Source organism: Variovorax sp. MPBD4-3, assembly GCF_058809745.1.
Map to the genome: position 1 here is coordinate 1 of NZ_JBXASW010000022.1, position 17456 is coordinate 17456.

The 17456-nt window shown below is 67.5% G+C and carries 18 protein-coding genes; 8 read left to right on the plus strand and 10 right to left on the minus strand.

The features are described from left to right. Both AC1RVW_RS15205 and AC1RVW_RS15210 read right to left on the minus strand, forming a co-directional pair. Positions 1-832, minus strand: an 832-nt coding sequence (locus tag AC1RVW_RS15205) for a DUF7151 family protein (RefSeq protein ID WP_493200837.1), incomplete at its 3' end; no start/stop codon positions are given. Positions 833-967: 135 nt separating this feature from the next. Continuing rightward, positions 968-1852: a LysR family transcriptional regulator gene (locus AC1RVW_RS15210; RefSeq protein ID WP_493200839.1), complete on the minus strand. Its 885-nt coding sequence runs from the start codon at positions 1850-1852 to the stop codon at positions 968-970. A gap of 141 nt (positions 1853-1993) precedes the next feature. On the opposite strand from AC1RVW_RS15210, the gene AC1RVW_RS15215 reads away from it, so the two are divergent. Both AC1RVW_RS15215 and AC1RVW_RS15220 read left to right on the plus strand, forming a co-directional pair. Continuing rightward, positions 1994-2977, plus strand: a complete 984-nt coding sequence (locus AC1RVW_RS15215; protein WP_493200841.1) for a Bug family tripartite tricarboxylate transporter substrate binding protein — start codon at positions 1994-1996, stop codon at positions 2975-2977. Between the two features lie 8 nt (positions 2978-2985). Further along, complete coding sequence (locus AC1RVW_RS15220) at positions 2986-4617, plus strand: FAD-dependent oxidoreductase (RefSeq protein WP_493200843.1); 1632 nt, start codon at positions 2986-2988, stop codon at positions 4615-4617. A gap of 65 nt (positions 4618-4682) precedes the next feature. Here the strand turns inward: AC1RVW_RS15220 and AC1RVW_RS15225 are convergent, their stop codons facing one another. Together AC1RVW_RS15225 and AC1RVW_RS15230 are read right to left on the minus strand one after the other, a co-directional pair. Next, entirely contained in the window at positions 4683-5474 is a 792-nt protein-coding gene (locus AC1RVW_RS15225) for a helix-turn-helix domain-containing protein (protein WP_493200844.1), read from the minus strand. 95 nt (positions 5475-5569) lie between these two features. Continuing rightward, entirely contained in the window at positions 5570-6523 is a 954-nt protein-coding gene (locus AC1RVW_RS15230) for a LysR substrate-binding domain-containing protein (RefSeq protein ID WP_493200846.1), read from the minus strand. A gap of 107 nt (positions 6524-6630) precedes the next feature. Between AC1RVW_RS15230 and AC1RVW_RS15235 the strand changes: the two genes are divergently transcribed. Next, positions 6631-7941, plus strand: coding sequence for an MFS transporter (locus AC1RVW_RS15235; protein WP_493200848.1), 1311 nt, complete (start codon positions 6631-6633; stop codon positions 7939-7941). Here the strand turns inward: AC1RVW_RS15235 and AC1RVW_RS15240 are convergent. Continuing rightward, a complete protein-coding gene (locus AC1RVW_RS15240; protein ID WP_493200850.1) occupies positions 7902-8963 on the minus strand; it encodes an adenosine deaminase in 1062 nt (353 codons plus the stop codon). The two genes, AC1RVW_RS15235 and AC1RVW_RS15240, sit on opposite strands and share 40 nt — an antisense overlap. A gap of 82 nt (positions 8964-9045) precedes the next feature. Further along, on the minus strand, positions 9046-9849 hold the full coding sequence (locus tag AC1RVW_RS15245) for an IclR family transcriptional regulator (RefSeq protein WP_493200852.1): 804 nt from the start codon (positions 9847-9849) through the stop codon (positions 9046-9048). Between the two features lie 182 nt (positions 9850-10031). Between AC1RVW_RS15245 and AC1RVW_RS15250 the strand changes: the two genes are divergently transcribed. The 5 genes from AC1RVW_RS15250 (at position 10032) to AC1RVW_RS15270 (ending at position 14005) form a co-directional block, all read left to right on the plus strand. Beyond that, a complete protein-coding gene (locus AC1RVW_RS15250) occupies positions 10032-10799 on the plus strand; it encodes an ABC transporter substrate-binding protein (protein WP_409196739.1) in 768 nt (255 codons plus the stop codon). 14 nt (positions 10800-10813) lie between these two features. Continuing rightward, on the plus strand, positions 10814-11485 hold the full coding sequence (ehuD, locus tag AC1RVW_RS15255; RefSeq protein WP_081268946.1) for an ectoine/hydroxyectoine ABC transporter permease subunit EhuD: 672 nt from the start codon (positions 10814-10816) through the stop codon (positions 11483-11485). Then, on the plus strand, positions 11482-12243 hold the full coding sequence (locus AC1RVW_RS15260; protein WP_285413624.1) for an amino acid ABC transporter ATP-binding protein: 762 nt from the start codon (positions 11482-11484) through the stop codon (positions 12241-12243). The genes ehuD and AC1RVW_RS15260 overlap by 4 nt, the downstream gene beginning before the upstream one ends. Further along, a complete protein-coding gene (locus AC1RVW_RS15265; protein ID WP_493200855.1) occupies positions 12240-13520 on the plus strand; it encodes an NAD(P)/FAD-dependent oxidoreductase in 1281 nt (426 codons plus the stop codon). Before AC1RVW_RS15260 ends, AC1RVW_RS15265 begins: the two co-directional genes overlap by 4 nt. A gap of 92 nt (positions 13521-13612) precedes the next feature. Then, positions 13613-14005, plus strand: coding sequence for a nuclear transport factor 2 family protein (locus tag AC1RVW_RS15270; RefSeq protein WP_081268949.1), 393 nt, complete (start codon positions 13613-13615; stop codon positions 14003-14005). A 36-nt stretch (positions 14006-14041) separates the two neighbouring features. Here AC1RVW_RS15270 and AC1RVW_RS15275 read toward each other — a convergent pair whose 3' ends face one another. The 4 genes from AC1RVW_RS15275 to AC1RVW_RS15290 form a co-directional block, all read right to left on the minus strand. Next, positions 14042-15109, minus strand: a complete 1068-nt coding sequence (locus tag AC1RVW_RS15275) for a hypothetical protein (protein ID WP_493200857.1) — start codon at positions 15107-15109, stop codon at positions 14042-14044. A 125-nt stretch (positions 15110-15234) separates the two neighbouring features. Further along, a complete protein-coding gene (locus AC1RVW_RS15280) occupies positions 15235-15726 on the minus strand; it encodes a hypothetical protein (RefSeq protein WP_234383041.1) in 492 nt (163 codons plus the stop codon). 17 nt (positions 15727-15743) lie between these two features. Then, positions 15744-16403: a RhiA family protein gene (locus AC1RVW_RS15285; RefSeq protein WP_081268951.1), complete on the minus strand. Its 660-nt coding sequence runs from the start codon at positions 16401-16403 to the stop codon at positions 15744-15746. A 104-nt stretch (positions 16404-16507) separates the two neighbouring features. Continuing rightward, complete coding sequence (locus tag AC1RVW_RS15290) at positions 16508-17446, minus strand: FHA domain-containing protein (protein ID WP_493200859.1); 939 nt, start codon at positions 17444-17446, stop codon at positions 16508-16510. Positions 17447-17456 lie beyond the last annotated feature (10 nt).

Sequence of the window (17456 nt, forward strand, 5' to 3'; positions counted from 1 at the left end):
TGCCCACCCCCACCACCTTGATCCAATCGCCCACCGTGGGCGCGGCGGGCAGGGTGAGCGTGACGCCGGTGGTCGAATTCGCCTGATAGCCGGTGTTCGACTCGGTCTGGAAACTAGAGGCCGTGACGTTGACCCAGCGCGTGTCGGCCGGCGCGGCCGCGCACACGAAGGCCGTGGCCGTGACCTCTGCGGCGTCGAGCACGCCGTTGGCGTTCAGGTCCAGCCCGGACTGCACGCGTTGACCGCCATAGGCGCAGGTGCCGCCCGGTGCTTCGGCGGCGAATGCGAGCAGGCTGTCGCGGCCACTCGACCCCGCAGCGCCCGTCGCACCCGGCGCGCCGCCGCAGACGTAGGCCGAACTGGTCACCTCCGCGTCCTCGAGCACGTCATTGCGGTTCAGGTCCTTGCCGGCCAGCACCTGCGAGCCGCCCTGCGCGCAGTGGCTTCCGGGGGGTTCGGCCCGCATGCGCACCAGCGTGCTGAGGCCATCCACCCCGGCGGTGGCGTTGCAGATGTACTGCGTGGACGTGACTTCGCTGTCAGCGAGCACGCGATTGCTGTCCGCGTCCAGGCCCGCCTCGACGCGTGCGCCGCCCAAGGTGCAGTTGACGCCGCCCGCCTCCGGCTTGACGCGCATCAGCACCGTGGATTCGCCGGATGTGCCGGAGGGCGCAGGCGCGGCGGGCTGCTGCGCGGCGGGAAAGAGGTTGGCCGCGTTGCCCGAGCCGCCTCCACCTCCGCCGCAGGCGAACAATGCGAGAGACCCGGCCAGCGCTGCGGCGAGACGGGCATTGCGAAAGATGCGGTGGTAGGCGAGTGTGGACGAAGACATGGGCAGAGGCGATGAATGGACGAAGACGCGCCTTGGCGCCGCGCAGGTGAAACGGAACGCAACCGATTGTAAAAATTGCTGCCGGGAAATGGAATCCCAAAAAAACGGTTAGCCCTTCAAACGCCACAAGCGACGCTATGAAAAGCGTGCCAGCTCGCTGGCCACCAGCTCAAGAAATGTCTGACCCAACTGGGACGGTGGCCGGTTGACGTTGGTCACGCTGTAGATCGCAAACCGCGGCGCATCCGGAATCTCGATCAGCGCAAGATCTTCCGAACGATGCGCGCGCGCAGACAGGTTGTCGACGAACGCGACGCCCGCCCCGCTGGCCGCCATGGCACAGGCGGCATAGCCCGATCGCACTTCCACCGCCACCTGTCGTGCGATGCCGAACTTCTCGAGCCAGGCATCGATGATGCGGCTCTGCGGTGCTTCCGGGCTGTAGATGACAAGACGCTGCCGCAGCGCTGTGGCCAGATCGAATTTTCCCGCCAGCAACGCGTGGCCCTTGGGCACGACGCACTGCAGCGTCCACCGCCCGATCTCCCGCACATCGAGCGCCGGGTGGTCCAGCGGCGCACTGGAAACCGCGACATCCGCCTCCTCGGCGACCAGCGTCTGAACAATCTCGCGCGTAGGGAGCGACTCGAAGAACACCTTGGAGTGGGAGAAGCGTTGCAGCAGCTTCGCGGTGGCGCCTGGCACGAGTTGCAGGGCGGTGTTGGCGCTCGACAACACGCGAAGCGTGGCGTGGTCGCCGAAGCGCAGGTGTGCGGCCACGTTCTGGACATGCTGCACGCCGCGATACACCTTGTCGACTTCAGCTTGCAAGGTGTGGGCCTCCGGAGTCGCAATGAGGCGCGCATTGCGCCGTTCAAACAGCGTGACCCCCAATTGGATCTCGAGGTGACGGATGAGCCGGCTGACCCCCGGCTGGGACACATGCAGCAGCTTCGCCGCGTTGGTCGTCGAGCCGGTTGTCATGACGGCCCGGAAGACTTCGATCTGTCGCAGATTCACGCTGAGACCTACTACAAGTTGTTCGGTGGAAACCCCTAATCAGAACACCATGTTATAGCCTGCGGCGCTCTTGGTATTGGCCCGGCCAGAGGGGCGTCCCTAGCATCCGTGTCATTCCCCCAGACCGAAAAGAGACATGCCATGACCGCCACCGTTCGCCCCTTGTTGAAAAGCCTCCTCGCTGCTGGAGGAGCTGCACTGGCCCTGTGCACCGCACAGGCGCAGACTTATCCCACCAAGCCGGTGTCCCTGGTCGTCGGGTTTGCGCCCGGCGGCTCGGCCGACAGCCTCGCGCGCCTATTGGCGCAGAAGCTCGGCACCTCGCTCGGCCAGCCTGTCGTCGTCGACAACAAGCCAGGGGCGGGTGCCACCATCGCGACGGCAGCAGTCGCCGCGTCGAAGCCGGATGGCTACACACTGCTGATGGTGACCAGCGGGCACGCGGGCAGCGCCGCGCTTTACCCCAAGCTGAGCTACGACACGCAGAAAAGCTTCGAGCCGGTCGCCAAGGTCGGCGCATCCCCCGTCGTGATCGTGGCACCGGCATCAGCGCCCTACAGACAATTGAAAGACGTGATCGATGCGGCCCGCAAAAGCCCTGGCAAGCTCAACTACGCCGCAGGCGGCGGCGGCGCGACGACCACGAGCCTGGCAGCCGAGTTCCTGAAGAACGAAGCGAAGGTCGACATGGTCATGGTGCCGTACAAGGGATCCGGCCCGGCGCTGACTGCGCTTCTGTCCGGCGAGGTCGACCTCGGCTTCGACATTCCGTCGAGCGCGCTGCCACACATCAAGGCGGGCAAGCTGCGTCCCCTCGCGGTGACTACGAAAACACGCTCGAGCGTGCTGCCCGATGTCCCCACGGTCGCGGAGCAAGGCATGACCGGGTTCGAGGTGACCGGCTGGTTCGGGGTTCTCGCGCCGGCTGGCACGCCTGCTGCAGTGGTCGCGCGGCTGAACAAGGAAATCAACGCGGTGCTGAGCGATCCGGAAACGAAGGGCAAACTCCAGAACATCGGCGTGGAGGCGGCCCCCGGTAGTCCCGCCGACTTCGGCAAGCTGATCGCCAGCGAAACGCAGCGCTACGGTGACGCGATTCGCAAGCTTGGCATCAAGGCAGAGTAAGCCGCGCCATGAAATCGAACGAACGCACCGCCGATGTCGTCATCATCGGCGGCGGCCTGGGCGGCGTCTCCGCCACGCTGGCAGCGGCGCGGCTGGGAGCGAAGGTCATCCTGGTGGAGGAGCTCGATTGGCTCGGCGGCCAGTTGACTTCGCAAGCCGTGCCCCCCGACGAATATCCCTGGATCGAGTACCTGACGGCTTCGCAGAGCTATGCCACGTTTCGCGAAACGATCCGCAACTACTACCGGCGAAACATGCCGCTGACGGACACAGCGCGTGCGCGCGTTCGGCTCAACCCGGGTCAAGGCAACGTCAGTTCGCTGTGCCACGAACCGTGGGTCGCGGTGAAGGCAATCGACGAGTTGCTGGCACCGCACGTTTCGGCTGGACGAGTGACAGTGCTTCGCAAGCATCGCACGGTGAAGGCGGAGTCCGACGGAGACCGCATCCGCGCGGTGCATCTACGCAGCCTGAATGACGATAGAGAGCTCGTACTGACTGCACCGATATTCATCGACGCCACGGAGATCGGCGACCTGCTCGAAATGGCCAGTGTCGAGCACGTGTTCGGCGCTGAGGCCCAGTCGCAGACGAACGAATTGCACGCGCTGCCCGAAGCGGATCCCTTCGATCAACAGGCCATCACATGGTGCCTGGCCGCGGACTACCTGCCCGACGAGGAGCACACGATCGACAAGCCAGCCGACTACGACCGTCTCAAGACACTGCAACTCGACTGCTGGCCCGGCCCGCAGTTGAGCTGGACGCTGAGCGACTTCGTCACGCACCAACCGCGCGAACGCCCGCTGTTCGTCGGACCGACCGATACTGACTCTCTCTACGACCTGTGGCATGCGCGGCGCATCGCCTATCGACAGAACTTTCTACCAGGCAGCTACGCCAGCGACATCACGCTGGCCAACTGGCCCCAGATGGACTATTGGGAAAAGCCAGTCGTTGGCGTGTCCGCCGAAGCACAAGCGTTGGCCCTTGCCGAAGCGCGTCAGTTCAGCCTCGCATTCTTCTACTGGATGCAGACCGCTGCACCGCGCCACGACCGAGGCTACGGCTACCGCGGCCTGAGACTGCGCGGCGACGTTCTGGGCACGCTCGATGGATTGGCAAAGCAGGCCTACTATCGCGAGGGGCGCCGCATCCAAGCCGAGTTCACCGTGCTGGAACAACACATCGGTGTAGAGGCGCGACCGGGGACATCCGGTGCCGAGCGCTTTGCCGACAGCGTTGGCATTGGGGCCTATCGCATCGATCTGCACCCCAGCACGCGTGGCCGCAACACGGTCGACATCGACTCCTTTCCATTCCAGATCCCGCTCGGCGCTCTTTTGCCGGTGCGCGTCGAGAACCTGCTACCGGCCTGCAAGAACCTGGGAACCACACGCATCACCAACGGCGCGTACCGCGAGCACGCAACGGAATGGAGCATCGGTGAAGCAGCCGGCACGCTGGCCGCGTTCTCACTCGCACGCAAGCAACCCCTGCGCGCAGTACGCGCCGACAAAGACTTGCTCGGAGACTTCCAGCGCACGCTGGAAGGGCAAGGCGTTCTGCTGGCATGGCCGAGCTTGGGCGCATTGACGCCAGTTCAGCGGGTCGGCTACCAGCACGCCAAGCGCTTTTAGCCGCCAAGCTTCACTGGCGTTCCGCACGCGCGGCGCGATGCCCAGCGCACCCTTGTCTGCGTTCGCTAATGCCCCCAGGCGTGCGACGCCTGCTCGTCCGCCGTCACCCTCACCTGGCTCGCCAGGAACGACGGCGGCAGGCCGAAGTAGCGCTGGAAGGTTCGGCTCATGTGGGCCGCGTCGGTGAAGCCGCTGACCAGCGCCACGTCGGTCAGCGGCCGCTGCGCGGTGAATTGCTGCACCGTGCGACGCACCTTGGTCCACAGCGCATAGCGCTTGACCGACACGCCCACCTGCTCGGCGAACAGGTGCGTGAGGCGGTCGGGCGACAGGCAGGCCACGGCCGAAAGCTCGCGCAGCTGGATCTTCCCGGCATGCGCCCGGATGGCCTGCAGCACGCGGTCGATGCGGCGATCGATGGTCACCCCGATCTCGGGAAATTCAGTGATGGCCTCGACCAGCTTCACGCTGAGCGCCTGCAGCCGTTCCTTGCATAGCTCGCCGCGCTGGGCGGGGTCGAAGTCGTCGCGCAGGCGGCCGAAGCGGCGTGCGTCGATCGGCACGATGCCGTGGCCTCCCATGCCCTTGGCAAGCATGCGGTAGGCGCTGGAAGCGGGGTCGAGGTTGAGCGACAGCAGCCCGCAGCCGTCGACGTCGAGCCGGCGCGCGACGTGCGGCGCGACCAGCGCGGCGGTGCAGCGCGTGCGCGTGCCGTCTACCGCTTCCAGCGTGAAGGGATGACCGCTGACCGACGCCAGCAGCGTGGCCGAAGAGCGGGCCGTGAGGCCCGACTGGATGGCGGGCGTGATGTAGAGGAACCTGTCATCCCACAGGTGCAAGAAATTCTGCGAGGCCATGCCGTCTCACTTCTGGTTTGTCTCCAGCGGCGGATTCTCACGCATTGCCACGGCGGCCCGGCGAGGCATTGTGCCCAGCCGCCGGCGGCAGTCCTTCAGTGCGCGGCGGACGATGCATCGGTCTGCACATGCTGGCGCACCGCCTCGAGCAGCAGCGAAGCGAGCCGGCTCGCCGGGGCCTCGGCCCGGGCCTGCGCGCGGTAGAGCACCAGCGATATCTGCGGCAGTGCCGGCAGCGACAGCACCGCCCGGTCGATGGTGCGCACATGCGCCGGCAGCCCGAACGGGGTGCGCACCGTGAGGCCCAGCCCGGCCGAAGCGGCAGCCCACAGCGCCGACAGGCTGGCACTGGCGAACGCGCGGCGCCACGGCACGCCAGCGCGGTCCAGCGCGGCGATGACGATCTCGCGCAACGGGCACGGCGCGTCGAGCATGATCAGCGGCAACGGCTCCCGGCTCTTGCGCGCGCCCGGGCCGCGGCGCTCGCGCTCGGTCCACCAGGCGGCGTCGATCCTGTCGGGCGACTTGGGGCCGATCCACAGCAGCGGCAGCCGCGCCACGCGCTCGGCATAGGGCGACAGGGGCTGGTCGCCCGCGTCCCACGCCAGCGCCAGGTCGAGCTGGCCGAGTTCGAGCCGCTCGCGCAGGTCGGCGCTGCGAGCCACGCAGGCCTCGATGCGCACCTTGGGATGGGCCCGCGCGAAGCGTCCCAGCACGGCGGGCAGCAGCGTCTCGCCGAAGTCTTCCTGCAGGCCCAGCCGCACCGCGCCCTGCAGGTCGACGCCGCGCATGGCGGCGCTGGCTTCGTCGTTGAGCTCGAGCATGCGGTGGGCATAAGCGAGCAGCGTCTCGCCGGCATCGGTGAGCTCGAGCCCGCGCCCCACCTTGCGGAAAAGCACGGTGCCCGCCTGCGCCTCCAGCTTCTTGAGCTGGGCGCTCACGGCCGAGGTCGAGCGCCCCAGCTTCTCGGCCGCGCGTGCGTAGCTGCCGAGCGCGACGCCGGTGGAGAAGCTGCGCAGCACGTCGAGATCGAACATCACCTGGGCCATGGGTTTTCCTTTTTTCCTGCGATTTCAATCATCCTGTTTTTTGGGACGATAAGCCAAGTATTTTCTGATTTTCAAAACCTTGGCAACAGCGGACACTGCACCGCAACATGAGCCCCACGACTTCCTCCTCCCCCGCATTCCCGTCCCGCCACCGCTGGAAAGTGCTCGCCGCCGGCGTGGCCGCCAACGCGGCCTTCTCGGTCGCTTTCAGCGGCATCCCGATGACCGCGGTGCTCATGCGCACCGGCTACCGGCTCGACAACGCCACGCTCGGGCTGGTGCTCGGCCTCATGGGGCTGGGCATCGCCGTGAGCGAGCTGCCCTGGGGCCTGCTGACCGACCGCTGGGGCGACCGCCCGGTGCTGCTCACGGGCCTGGGCAGCACCGCCCTCGCGCTGGTGGCGATGGCGCTGTGGGCCGCGCCTGCCAGAGGCCATGTGCCCGGCCTGGGCTGGCTCGGCGCCGGGCTGCTGCTGGTCGGGCTGCTCGGCGGCAGCGTGAACGGCGCCAGCGGCCGCGCGGTGATGACATGGTTCAGCGCCGGCGAGCGCGGGCTGGCGATGAGCATCCGGCAGACCGCCGTGCCGCTGGGCGGCGGCATCGGCGCGCTGGTGCTGCCCTACGTGGCGCTGCATTTCGGCTTCGCCGCCCTGTACGGTCTGCTGGCCCTGCTGTGCGCGCTGAGCGCCGCGATGAACTGGGCCTGGGTGCACGAGCCGCCCGTTGCGCCGCGCGGCAAGCCGGGCGCTTCCGAGCCGCCCGCGCCCCGGAGCGGTCCGCTGCGCGACACGCGCGTGTGGCGCATCGTGGCGGGCATCGGCATCCTCTGCGCGCCGCAATTCGCGGTGCTTTCCTTCGGCACCGTGTTCCTGCACGACTTCGGCCATGCCAGCTTCGCGGCGATCACCGCCACCATGGTGTTCGTGCAGATCGGCGCGATGGTGATGCGCGTGTGGAGCGGCCGCTGGACAGATCGCCGCCGCAATCGCCCGGCCTACCTGCGCGCCTGCAGCGGCCTCAGCGTACTGTTGTTCGCCGGCCTGGCGCTGCTGGTGCTGCTCGGCGGTGCGCATGCCGCGGATTCATCGGCGCTGCGCGTCGCGCTGGTCGTGCTGCTGGCCGCGAGCGGCGTGTGCGTCTCGGCCTGGCACGGCGTGGCCTACACGGAACTGGCCACGCTGGCCGGCGCGGCGCGCGCGGGCACGGCCCTGGGCATGGCCAACACCAGCGTGTTCCTGGTGTGCTTCGTCACGCCCTTCTCCATTCCGCACCTGATGGCGCTGCAGGGCTGGCCGCTGGTGTGGCTGGCCGCGAGCGCCTGCGCGCTGGTGGCGATGCCGCTCCTGGTGCCCCGGCCCGTGACCGGTGCCGCGCCGGATCAGAACGCCGCGAAGACCGCGTTCAGCCGGTCGACGTAGGCGCGCTTGGCCGCGTCATCGATGAAGCTGCCCTCGAAGCTGTTGGCCGCGAGCTGCCAGGCGTGCCGCACGCCGAGCCCCGTGGCCTCGAAGGTCTGCGTGAAGTTCTGGTTCATGTAGCCGCCGAAGTAGGCCGGATCGTCGGAATTGACAGTCGCCACGAGCCCCGCGTCCAGCAGCGTGCCCAGGTTGTGCTGCGCAAGGTCGGGGAACACGCAGAGCTTGAGGTTCGACAGCGGGCACACGGTCAGCGGAATGCGGTCCTGCGCGAGCCGCTGCATCAGCGCCGGGTCCTTGGCGCTTTGCACGCCGTGGTCGACGCGCTCCACCTTCAGCACGTCGAGCGCGCTCCACACGTAGGCCGGCGGGCCTTCCTCGCCGGCATGCGCGACGAGGTGCAGGCCCAGCTCGCGGCAGCGTGCGAACACGCGCGCGAACTTCTCGGGCGGATGGCCCACTTCGCTCGAGTCCAGGCCGACACCGACGAACTTGTCGCGATACGGCAGCGCCTGCTCCAGCGTCTCGAAGGCTTCTTCCTCGCTCAGGTGGCGCAGGAAGCACATGATGAGCAGCGCGCTCACGCCCAGCTTGGCCTGGGCATCGACGCAGGCGCGGTGCAGGCCGTTGACCACCGTTTCCATCGGCACGCCGCGCGCGGTGTGCGTCTGCGGGTCGAAGAACATTTCGGTGTGCACCACGTTGTCGGCGGCGGCCCGCTCCAGGTAGGCCCAGGCCATGTCGTAGAAGTCCTGCTCCTTCAGCAGCACGCTGGCGCCGGCGTAGTAGATGTCCAGGAAGCTCTGCAGGTTGGTGAAGGCATAGGCGCGGCGCAGCTCTTCCACGCTGGCGTAGGGAATGGACACGCCGTTGCGCTGCGCGAGCGCGAAGATGAGCTCGGGCTCGAGCGAGCCTTCGATGTGCATGTGCAGCTCGGCCTTGGGCATGGCGCGCAGCAGCTCTGGCAGGCGGTCGGTGCCGATGCGGTCGAAGTTCTGGTCGTAGGCGGGGCGGAAATCGGTCATGGTGGGGGACTGCTGCTGCGTTGTGATCCTGCAAAGCATAAAGCCAGCCGCCGCCCCGGCGATGCCCGAAACCGTATGAGCGTCAGTCGATGCTGCGTGCGGAACTCGTCAGCGAGCGTGCGCACAGCAGCAGCGTGGGCGCCAGCTTGCGCACGGCTTCGTCGATGGTCCAGCGGCTGGTCGGCGCCACCACGTGCACCGACGCGACCGGGCGCCCCTGGCTGCCCAGCACGGGCGCGGCGATCGTCATGTCGCCGAGGAACAGCTCCTCGGCATTGGTGGCAAAGCCCTGCAGCCGCGCCTGCCGCAGCGCATCGAGGATGCCGTCGACGTCGGTCAGCGTGTGCATGGTGTGGGCCGTGCGTTCGGACGCCTCGATGAGCGCGCGCGCCTCGTCTTCCGGCAAGGCGCTCAGGAAGGCGCGGCCCGAGGCCGTGCAATACATGGGGATGCGGCTGCCGATGGGCATGTGCACCGGCACGAACTGCGCGCTGACGAAGCGCGCCACGTAGACCATGTCGAGTCCGTCCGGCTCGGTGAGGCAGGAGGTTTCCGTCGTCACCTTGGTCAGCTCCGACAGGAAGGGATTGGCCACGTCGATCAGCGAATTGGCCGCGAGGTAGTTGAAGCCGATTTCCATCACGCGCGGCGTGAGCTGATAGCGCCGTGTCTTCGCGTGCTTGCGCACATAGCCCAGCTTCTCGAGCGTGAAGACCATGCGCTGGGCGGAACTCTTGGTGATGTCGGTGGCCGCGGCCACGTCCGCCAGCGTCATGGTGCGGCGCCGGGCGCTGAAGGCGCGCAGCACGGCCAGGCCCTTCTCCAGCGATTGGTTGAAAAGCAGGCTCTGGCCGTCTTCGGGGGCTGCGTCGGGTGTGGCTTCCATGGATTCGAGTATATCCACGCTCGCCTTAAATATCGAATATCGATACTTAAAGATCGACTAGTGGTTTTCATTTATTGATAAGAGATTCAAAAGAATCGATTATTGGCACGCATGTTGCATCGCGAAAGGCACCCATCCTTTCCGTCCACTTTTCCAACTTCTGTCCTTCAAGGAGTGCATCCATGAATCGCATCGTTCGCCGCCTTCACCGCCTGGCCCTGGGTCTCTGCATCGTGGGCGGCGCCTCGCTGGCCGTGGCGCAGGGCGCCGCGCCGACCTACAACGTGGGCGCCACCGCCACCGGCGTGCCCTTCACCTTCCTGGACGTGAAGACCAACAGCATCCAGGGAATGATGGTCGACACCGTCACCGCCGTGGGCAAGGCGGGTGGCTTCAACGTCAACGTGCAGCAGACGGTGTTCTCGGCGCTGATCCCCTCGCTCACGGCCCGCAAGATCGACATCGTCTCGGCCGCCATGCTGAAGACGCCGGCGCGCCAGGAGGTGGTCGACTTCAGCGACCCGGTGTATTCGTACGGCGAGGGCCTGATCGTCAAGGCCGACGACGCCCGTGCGTATGTCTCGCTCGACGAGCTCAAGGGCGAGGTGGTGGGCGCGCAGGTCGGCACCGTCTTTCTCGACATGCTGAACAAGAAGGGCATCTTCAAGGAGGTGCGCAGCTACGACTCGGTGGCCGACATGACGCGCGACCTCTCCCTCGGCCGCATCAAGGCCGGGCTTGGCGACCAGCCCATCATGGCCTACCAGATCCGCCAGAACACCTTTCCCGGCGTGAGGCTGGTCGAGAGCTACAAGCCGGTGAACGTGGGTGACGTGTGCCTGGTGGTGCGCAAGGGCGACACCGAGACGCTGGCTCGCCTCAACAAGGCCATTGCCGCCGTGAAGGCCGACGGCACGCTCGCCAGGATCGTGCAGAAGTGGGGCATCTGAGAGCGCGCTGACCCATGGCTGCTCCCACCTTTCTCCAGAACGCGCAGGACTTCCTGCCGATCCTGCTGCAGGGCGCCGTGGTCACCGTGCAAGTCACGGTGCTGGCCTTCCTGCTGAGCAGCGCGCTCGGCCTTGCGCTCGCGCTGATGAAGCTGTCGCCGGTGCGCGCGCTCTCCTGGGCGGGCTCGGTGATCGTCAACGTGATCCGCGGGCTGCCGATCATCGTGCAGCTCTTCTACATCTACTTCGTGCTGCCGGAGTTCGGCGTGCAGCTCACGGCCTTCCAGGCCGGCGTGATCGGCCTGGGCATCGCCTACTCGGCCTACCAGGCCGAGAACTTCCGCGCCGGCATCGAAGCGGTCGACCCCGGCCAGCGCGAGGCCGCGCAGGCCATGGGCATGCGCTCGGCGCTGATCATGCGGCGCGTGATATTGCCGCAGGCCTTTCGCATCGCGCTGCCGCCCTACGGCAACACGCTGGTGATGATGCTCAAGGATTCCTCGCTGGTCTCGACCATCACGGTGGCCGAGATGACGCGCGCCGGCCAGCTCATCGCTTCGTCGACCTTCCAGAACATGACGGTCTACACGCTGGTCGCCCTGCTCTACCTGCTCATGAGCCTGCCGCTGGTGTACGGCCTGCGCCGGCTCGAGAAGCGCTTCGCCGCCGGGAGAAAACAACCATGATCCACGTCGAGGGACTCGAAAAACGCTTCGGCACGCACCGCGTGCTGCAGGGCGTGAGCCTGCATGTGGACAAGGGCGAGGTGGTCTGCCTCATTGGCCCTTCGGGCTCGGGCAAGTCGACCGTGCTTCGCTGCATCAACGGCCTCGAGTCGTACGAGGGCGGCGTGGTGCGCGCCTTCGGCGAGCGCGTGGACCGCACCGCGCCCACCATCCACCGGCTGCGCAGCCGCATGGGCATGGTGTTCCAGCGCTTCAACCTGTTCCCGCACCGCACGGTGCTGGAGAACGTGATGGAAGGCCCGGTCCACGTGCTGCGCCAGAACGCGGCGCAGGCGCGCGAAGAAGCGCTGGCGCTGCTGGCCAAGGTGGGGCTGGCCGAGAAGGCGCAGGCGTATCCGGCGCAGCTCTCGGGCGGCCAGCAGCAGCGCGTGGCCATCGCCCGCGCACTGGCCATGAAGCCCGAGGCCATGCTGTTCGACGAGCCCACGTCCGCGCTCGACCCCGAACTGGTCGGCGACGTGCTCGGCGTGATGCGCGCGCTGGCCGACGAGGGCATGACGATGATCGTCGTCACGCACGAGATGGGCTTTGCGCGCGAAGTGGCCGACCGCGTGTGCTTCCTGCACAGCGGCAGCATCGTCGAGGAGGGCCCGTCCGCGCAGGTGCTGGGCGCGCCGCGCCAGGCGCGCACGCAAGACTTCCTGCGCCGCGTGCTGCATCCGTCTGGTGCCATCGCGTCCGCTGAGGTGCGCGCATGAGCGCTCGCGCGTTGCCTCCTTCACTCTGGGCCGACACCGCGCCGCCCGCTGCGCCGACCCCGCCGCTGGCCGAATCGCGCAAGACCGACGTGCTGATCGTCGGCGGCGGCTTCACCGGCCTCTCGGCTGCGCTGCATCTGGCCGAGGCCGGCGTGCAGGCCTGCGTGCTCGAGGCGCACGAGCCCGGCTGGGGTGCGTCGGGGCGCAACGGCGGGCAGGTCAATCCTTCGCTCAAGCACGACCCCGACGAGCTGGTGCGCATCCATGGCCAGGAGCGCGCCGCACGGCTGATCGATGCGGTCTCGTCATCGGCCGACCTCGTGTTCGACCTCATCGCACGCCACGGCATCGACTGCCAGCCGGTGCGCAACGGCTGGCTGCAGGTGGCGTACGCGCAGAAGGACGTGGCCGCGCTGCATGCGCGCGCCGGGCAATGGGCCAGGCGCGGCGTCAACACCCAGCAGCTCGACCGCGCCGCGGTCAGCGCGCGGCTCGGCACCAAAGCCTTTGCGGGCGGCTGGCTCGACGGCCGCGCCGGCAGCATCCAGCCGCTGGCGTACACGCGCGGGCTGGTGCGTGCCGCACAGGCCGCAGGTGCCCGCGTGCACGGCGGCACCGAGGTCACGGCGCTGGAGCGCCGCGGCACGCACTGGCATGCGAGCACGTCGACCGGCGCCAGCATCACCGCCGACCAGGTGCTGATGGCCACCAACGGCTACACCGGCGCGCTGTGGCCGATGCTGTCGCGCACCGTGCTGGCCGCCAACAGCTTCATCGTTGCCACCGAACCGCTCAAGGGCGCCGCGGCCGACGCCATCCTGCCCGGCGGCGAAACCGCATCGACCTCGCAGCGACTGCTGCTCTACTTCCGCAAGGACGCGCAGGGCCGTCTGCTCATGGGCGGTCGCGGCCACTTCGCCGACCCGGCCGGGCCCGCTGATTTCGCGCACCTCGAACGTTCGCTCGAACTGCTGTTTCCCCAACTGGGGCCGCTGCGCTACGAGTACCGCTGGGCCGGGCGCATCGCGGTCACGCGCGATTTCATGCCGCATGTGCACACCCCGGCGCCGGGCGTGACGATCGCGTTGGGCTACAACGGGCGGGGCATTGCACTGGCCACGAGCATGGGCAAGCACCTGGCCGCCCGGCTCATCGACGCGGGTGCGGACTTTCCGTACCCGGTGACGCCGATCCGGCCGATTCCGCTGCACGGCCTGCAACGCTTCTACGTGGCGGGCGGGGTGGCCTGGTACAGCCTGCTCGACCGGCTGGCCTGAAGGCGAGTCGCCTACGCGCGCGTGCCGCCTTGCCATGCGGCGCGTGCGTGCGTCAAATGGCGGGCGTCAACCACAACAGCCCCAGGAGACCCATGCCGATCGACACACTCGCCACCTGGCACCGCCTCGTCAAGGAACGCGACGCGGCGGGGCTCGACGCCCTGCTCGACGACGAGGCCGTCTTTCATTCGCCGGTGGTGCACAAGCCCCAGGTGGGCAAGGCCATCACGCAGAAATACCTGGCCGCGGCGTTCCAGGTGTTCTTCAACGAGAGCTTCCGCTACGTGCGCGAGCTCCAGTCCGCGAACGACGCGGTGCTCGAGTTCACGCTGGAGCTGGACGGCATCCAGATCAACGGCGTCGACATGATCAAGTGGAACGACGCCGGCCGGATCACCGAGTTCAAGGTGATGCTGCGCCCGCTGAAGGCGGTGAACCTGATCCACCAGAAGATGGGCGCGCAACTGCAGGCGGCGCAGGCCTGAACGAACCGGCCGCGCCGGTCACACCGGTCACACCGGTCACACCCCATAGTAGGTCGCGGGAGACTTGCTCAGGAAGGGGCTCTCGTTGCCGAAGATGACCGGCGTGCCGGAGTCGAGCCATTCAAGATACCTGGACGCGATGTGCTGCAGGCAATTGACCTGGGCGGCGACCTTCATCAACTCGCCGGGAACCTCCGCCTCGCTGCTGACGTCGAGCGTGTCCGGGTGATGGCCCAGGCATGCCAGCTGCGAGGCCGCGCAGATTCGCTCCAGCGCCTCGGAGCAGGCAATGATCATCTCGTGCACAGGTGCGGATATGACCTTGGCCGTCCGGAGTTCGTGGGCCTGGGCGCGCACGCCAATGGCATCGATGCCGTTGTATCTGGCAAGGCCGTTCACGCACAGCGCCAGCGGCCGGGCGAGGTCTCTTTCGAGGTCCATCGCCACCAGGCCGCCGAAGCTTCCCGGCAGCCTCGATAGCTGGCAGTCATGAAAACACGCCTTCAGGTCCGACAGGCCCTGGGCTCTGAGGTCCGGTGACGCGGCGTTCTTCAGGAGATCGCACAGCTCCGCGAGGAGTTCGCGGTTGCCGAAAGCCACCTGCGCATTCAGCAGCGGATGAATCAGCCGGTCCATGTTCCTCTGCACGATGAGGTTGCGGATCTCCGCGGGTCCATCGCAGAGCGTGACCGGGTCGATACCGGCGGGATCGCCCGCCCTCCCCGCCGGATCGTGCGGCACCGTGGCCAGCAGCTTTTTCCTGAACACCCTCCCCACAGCCTTCATCCGCACGGCGGCGGACGGGTCCTTCAGGATGACGAAGCATTCGATGTCGGACACCGGGGCCGCATCCAGGCGGGCCAGGGAACCGGTCACGCAGAACGCGAGCGAATCCGGGCTCGGCGGCCTGCCGATCGCGTCGACATAGAGCGAGGCCAGGAACCAACGGGTCATCACCGACCGCGCCTGGGCAGGCTCCGCGGTTTCCGGGCGCTGCAATACCGGACTGTGCGATTCCACCTGGACGGCGCGCACCTGAAGCCGGGCGGGATCGAAATGCGTGTTGCGATCCTCCTTGCGGCACCAGGGGCAAACGGGTGCCATGGCCTGCCCGGTCGTGGCATCAGGGCTGTACAGGTCCCTGGGCCCGGGGCACCTCGGGAAAATTTGCCTCATGTTCTGAGGAGCCAGGCATCCCATCGAATATGTCCTCCAGCAGCAATCGGATCTCAGGCCGCGTGGTTGGTCACCACGCGCAGGCTGGCGTCCTGGCGGTAGGCCTGCACGCACATCCGCCCCAGTTCGACGAGAAAGCGCAGCACCGCCGGCTGGCCCACGCACTCCGGCGTCACCGCCATGATGTCCTTGCGGAACTCCATCAGCTGCACGCCCGAGACGTCCATCTCGGCGGACGAGCCGTAGTAGTGCTTCCAGAAGTCCTGCAGCAGCCCGCGCTTGACTTCGTCGATGACCAGCGTGTAGCCGCTCTCCCAGACGCGCTCTTCCATCGGCAGGCAGGTCACCCGCGGATCCTCGAGGCGGGCGCCCGGGGGCACGAGCAGCACGCGCCGCACGTCCATGCTCATCGCGCCCTCGCCGGCGCGCCGGGCAGGCGGGTCGTCGGCGTGGCGCCGCGCATTGAAGAACGCGGTGTTCTTTTCACGGTCGTCCTCCGCGAAATCCGGTGTCGGCCTCGAAACATTGGCGCTGGCGATATGCATTTCGCTTTCCTCCTCACTCAAATGGACAGCAGCCGCAGGCGCTGCTCGTTGGCCCGGGCAAGGGAGATCGGCCGGGTCCAGCTGCCGTCGGCATGCAGCGTGGTCGTCAGCGCATGGACGCCGGCCGGGAACGACAGCTCCAGCGGGTTGTTGACCGTGCTGACATCGATGACGTCGCCTTGCTGGTAGTCGCCGTAAGCAATGAAGTACCGGGGGCGTGGCGAGAAGGCCAGGTTCTGGTTCGGGCGGGCCTGCACCGCATAGACCGTGCTGCCGGACATGGTCACGCCGACGCACGCCTGTGAGCGGGCAGGGATGTTGGCGGTCTCGGCGAGGTAGAAGCGCGCGGGATCGGCGCCCCAGCTGGGGTTGGCGAACCGGTAGATGCCGTCCTCGCAGTCCAGCGAGATCCTGTTGCTGCCGCCGCTCGGCTCGCAGGTTTCGGCCGGAGCGAACTGGATGCCGGGTTGCAGCTCGCCGGTTTCAGCCCAGGAGAAACCGGTGTCGGTCGTCCATTCGAAGCGGGTCCGCGCGTTCTGCCCGGGGTTCGAATACTTGGCGAACCAGGCGAGCGACAAGGCGTTGGGCGCCCACTGGGTCGGGTCGCTCTGGAACACCATGAAGTAAGCCGAATGGCTTGCGTGGTTGTCGACCGTGACGGAATAGATCTTTCCCATGACTCTCTGAAGAAGTGACTGAATCAGCCAATGCGCGCCGCAGGGGCGGCATTGCACTGGAAGTCACTCTAGGGAGAGCGGGAGAGAAATGAAATTACAACCGATTACATGGGGTGCGCGCCGCCCCGGATCTCGAAGGGGTAGTCGCCCAGGCGCACGTTGCCGCGCCGCCGCTCGACCAGTGGCGGCTCGCCCAGGTTGGCCGGCAGCGCATTGAGGATCTGGTGCTTGGCGCGGAAGATCTGGATGTTCACGTAAGAAGGCTCCACGCCCAGCATGCGCGAGAGGTCGTCCAGCCCGATCCAGCCCTGGCTTTGCGGTGGAACGCCGCGTTGCGCGTCCTGCTGGCGCACCCGCGCGAGCGTGACCAGGGTGTAGTGGTGGATGCGCTCGCCCAGCGACACCGACTTGCCGTCCGCCAGCAGGCTGAGGCTGGTGTGCTCCTCGTCCTGGCTGACGTCGAAGTGCAGCGCGACATCCGCCGTCTTCGGCGCCGACGAGGCGACGGCGTTCTCCGATGTCGACTCCAGGTCGTCGCACAGCACGAACTCCCAGGCGCCGCGCGAGGTGCTGACCATGGCGCCGTCGTTCAGGTGCTCGATGCCGTCGATGTGCTCGAGCATCCAGCGCCCTTCGTGGAAATACACGTTCACCTCGGGCTGCTGGGCGTCGGGCAACAGGGTTTCGCGCGGGTTGAGCGCCACGGGCAAGCCGTGTCCCTGGCCCGGGAACAGGCAGGTGACGGGCGGCGCCAGGTCCTGCACGATCCAGGCCGATTCGTCGCCCAGGCCCATGCGCACCTCGGCGCCCACGCTCAGGGCGGTCCAGCGGCCGTTCGGCAGGCGTACGCCGTCCAGGGTGGTGCCGTTGCGGCTCTGGTCGACGATTTCCCAAGCCAGGCTGTTCCAGCGGACCAATGCATGGACCTGCGACACATCGGGCGCCTTGAGCACGGTCTGGCAGGCCGACGGACGGCGGCCGAACGCATGGACGGGGCGCAGCACGATCGAGCGGCCGTCTCGCTTGTTCCTGAAGAGAGCCATACCCTGTATT

Excerpts from the sequence above, each read along its gene's own strand:
- AC1RVW_RS15235 (WP_493200848.1), top strand. The coding sequence starts at position 6,631 with ATGAGCCCCACGACTTCCTCCTCCCCCGCATTCCCGTCCCGCCACCGC.
- AC1RVW_RS15290 (WP_493200859.1), bottom strand. The coding sequence starts at position 17,446 with ATGGCTCTCTTCAGGAACAAGCGAGACGGCCGCTCGATCGTGCTGCGC.
- AC1RVW_RS15245 (WP_493200852.1), bottom strand. The coding sequence starts at position 9,849 with ATGGAAGCCACACCCGACGCAGCCCCCGAAGACGGCCAGAGCCTGCTT.
- AC1RVW_RS15250 (WP_409196739.1), top strand. The coding sequence starts at position 10,032 with ATGAATCGCATCGTTCGCCGCCTTCACCGCCTGGCCCTGGGTCTCTGC.
- AC1RVW_RS15230 (WP_493200846.1), bottom strand. The coding sequence starts at position 6,523 with ATGGCCCAGGTGATGTTCGATCTCGACGTGCTGCGCAGCTTCTCCACC.
- AC1RVW_RS15260 (WP_285413624.1), top strand. The coding sequence starts at position 11,482 with ATGATCCACGTCGAGGGACTCGAAAAACGCTTCGGCACGCACCGCGTG.
- AC1RVW_RS15215 (WP_493200841.1), top strand. The coding sequence starts at position 1,994 with ATGACCGCCACCGTTCGCCCCTTGTTGAAAAGCCTCCTCGCTGCTGGA.
- AC1RVW_RS15220 (WP_493200843.1), top strand. The coding sequence starts at position 2,986 with ATGAAATCGAACGAACGCACCGCCGATGTCGTCATCATCGGCGGCGGC.
- AC1RVW_RS15280 (WP_234383041.1), bottom strand. The coding sequence starts at position 15,726 with ATGCATATCGCCAGCGCCAATGTTTCGAGGCCGACACCGGATTTCGCG.
- AC1RVW_RS15225 (WP_493200844.1), bottom strand. The coding sequence starts at position 5,474 with ATGGCCTCGCAGAATTTCTTGCACCTGTGGGATGACAGGTTCCTCTAC.
- AC1RVW_RS15270 (WP_081268949.1), top strand. The coding sequence starts at position 13,613 with ATGCCGATCGACACACTCGCCACCTGGCACCGCCTCGTCAAGGAACGC.
- AC1RVW_RS15275 (WP_493200857.1), bottom strand. The coding sequence starts at position 15,109 with ATGGCACCCGTTTGCCCCTGGTGCCGCAAGGAGGATCGCAACACGCAT.
- ehuD (WP_081268946.1), top strand. The coding sequence starts at position 10,814 with ATGGCTGCTCCCACCTTTCTCCAGAACGCGCAGGACTTCCTGCCGATC.
- AC1RVW_RS15265 (WP_493200855.1), top strand. The coding sequence starts at position 12,240 with ATGAGCGCTCGCGCGTTGCCTCCTTCACTCTGGGCCGACACCGCGCCG.
- AC1RVW_RS15285 (WP_081268951.1), bottom strand. The coding sequence starts at position 16,403 with ATGGGAAAGATCTATTCCGTCACGGTCGACAACCACGCAAGCCATTCG.
- AC1RVW_RS15240 (WP_493200850.1), bottom strand. The coding sequence starts at position 8,963 with ATGACCGATTTCCGCCCCGCCTACGACCAGAACTTCGACCGCATCGGC.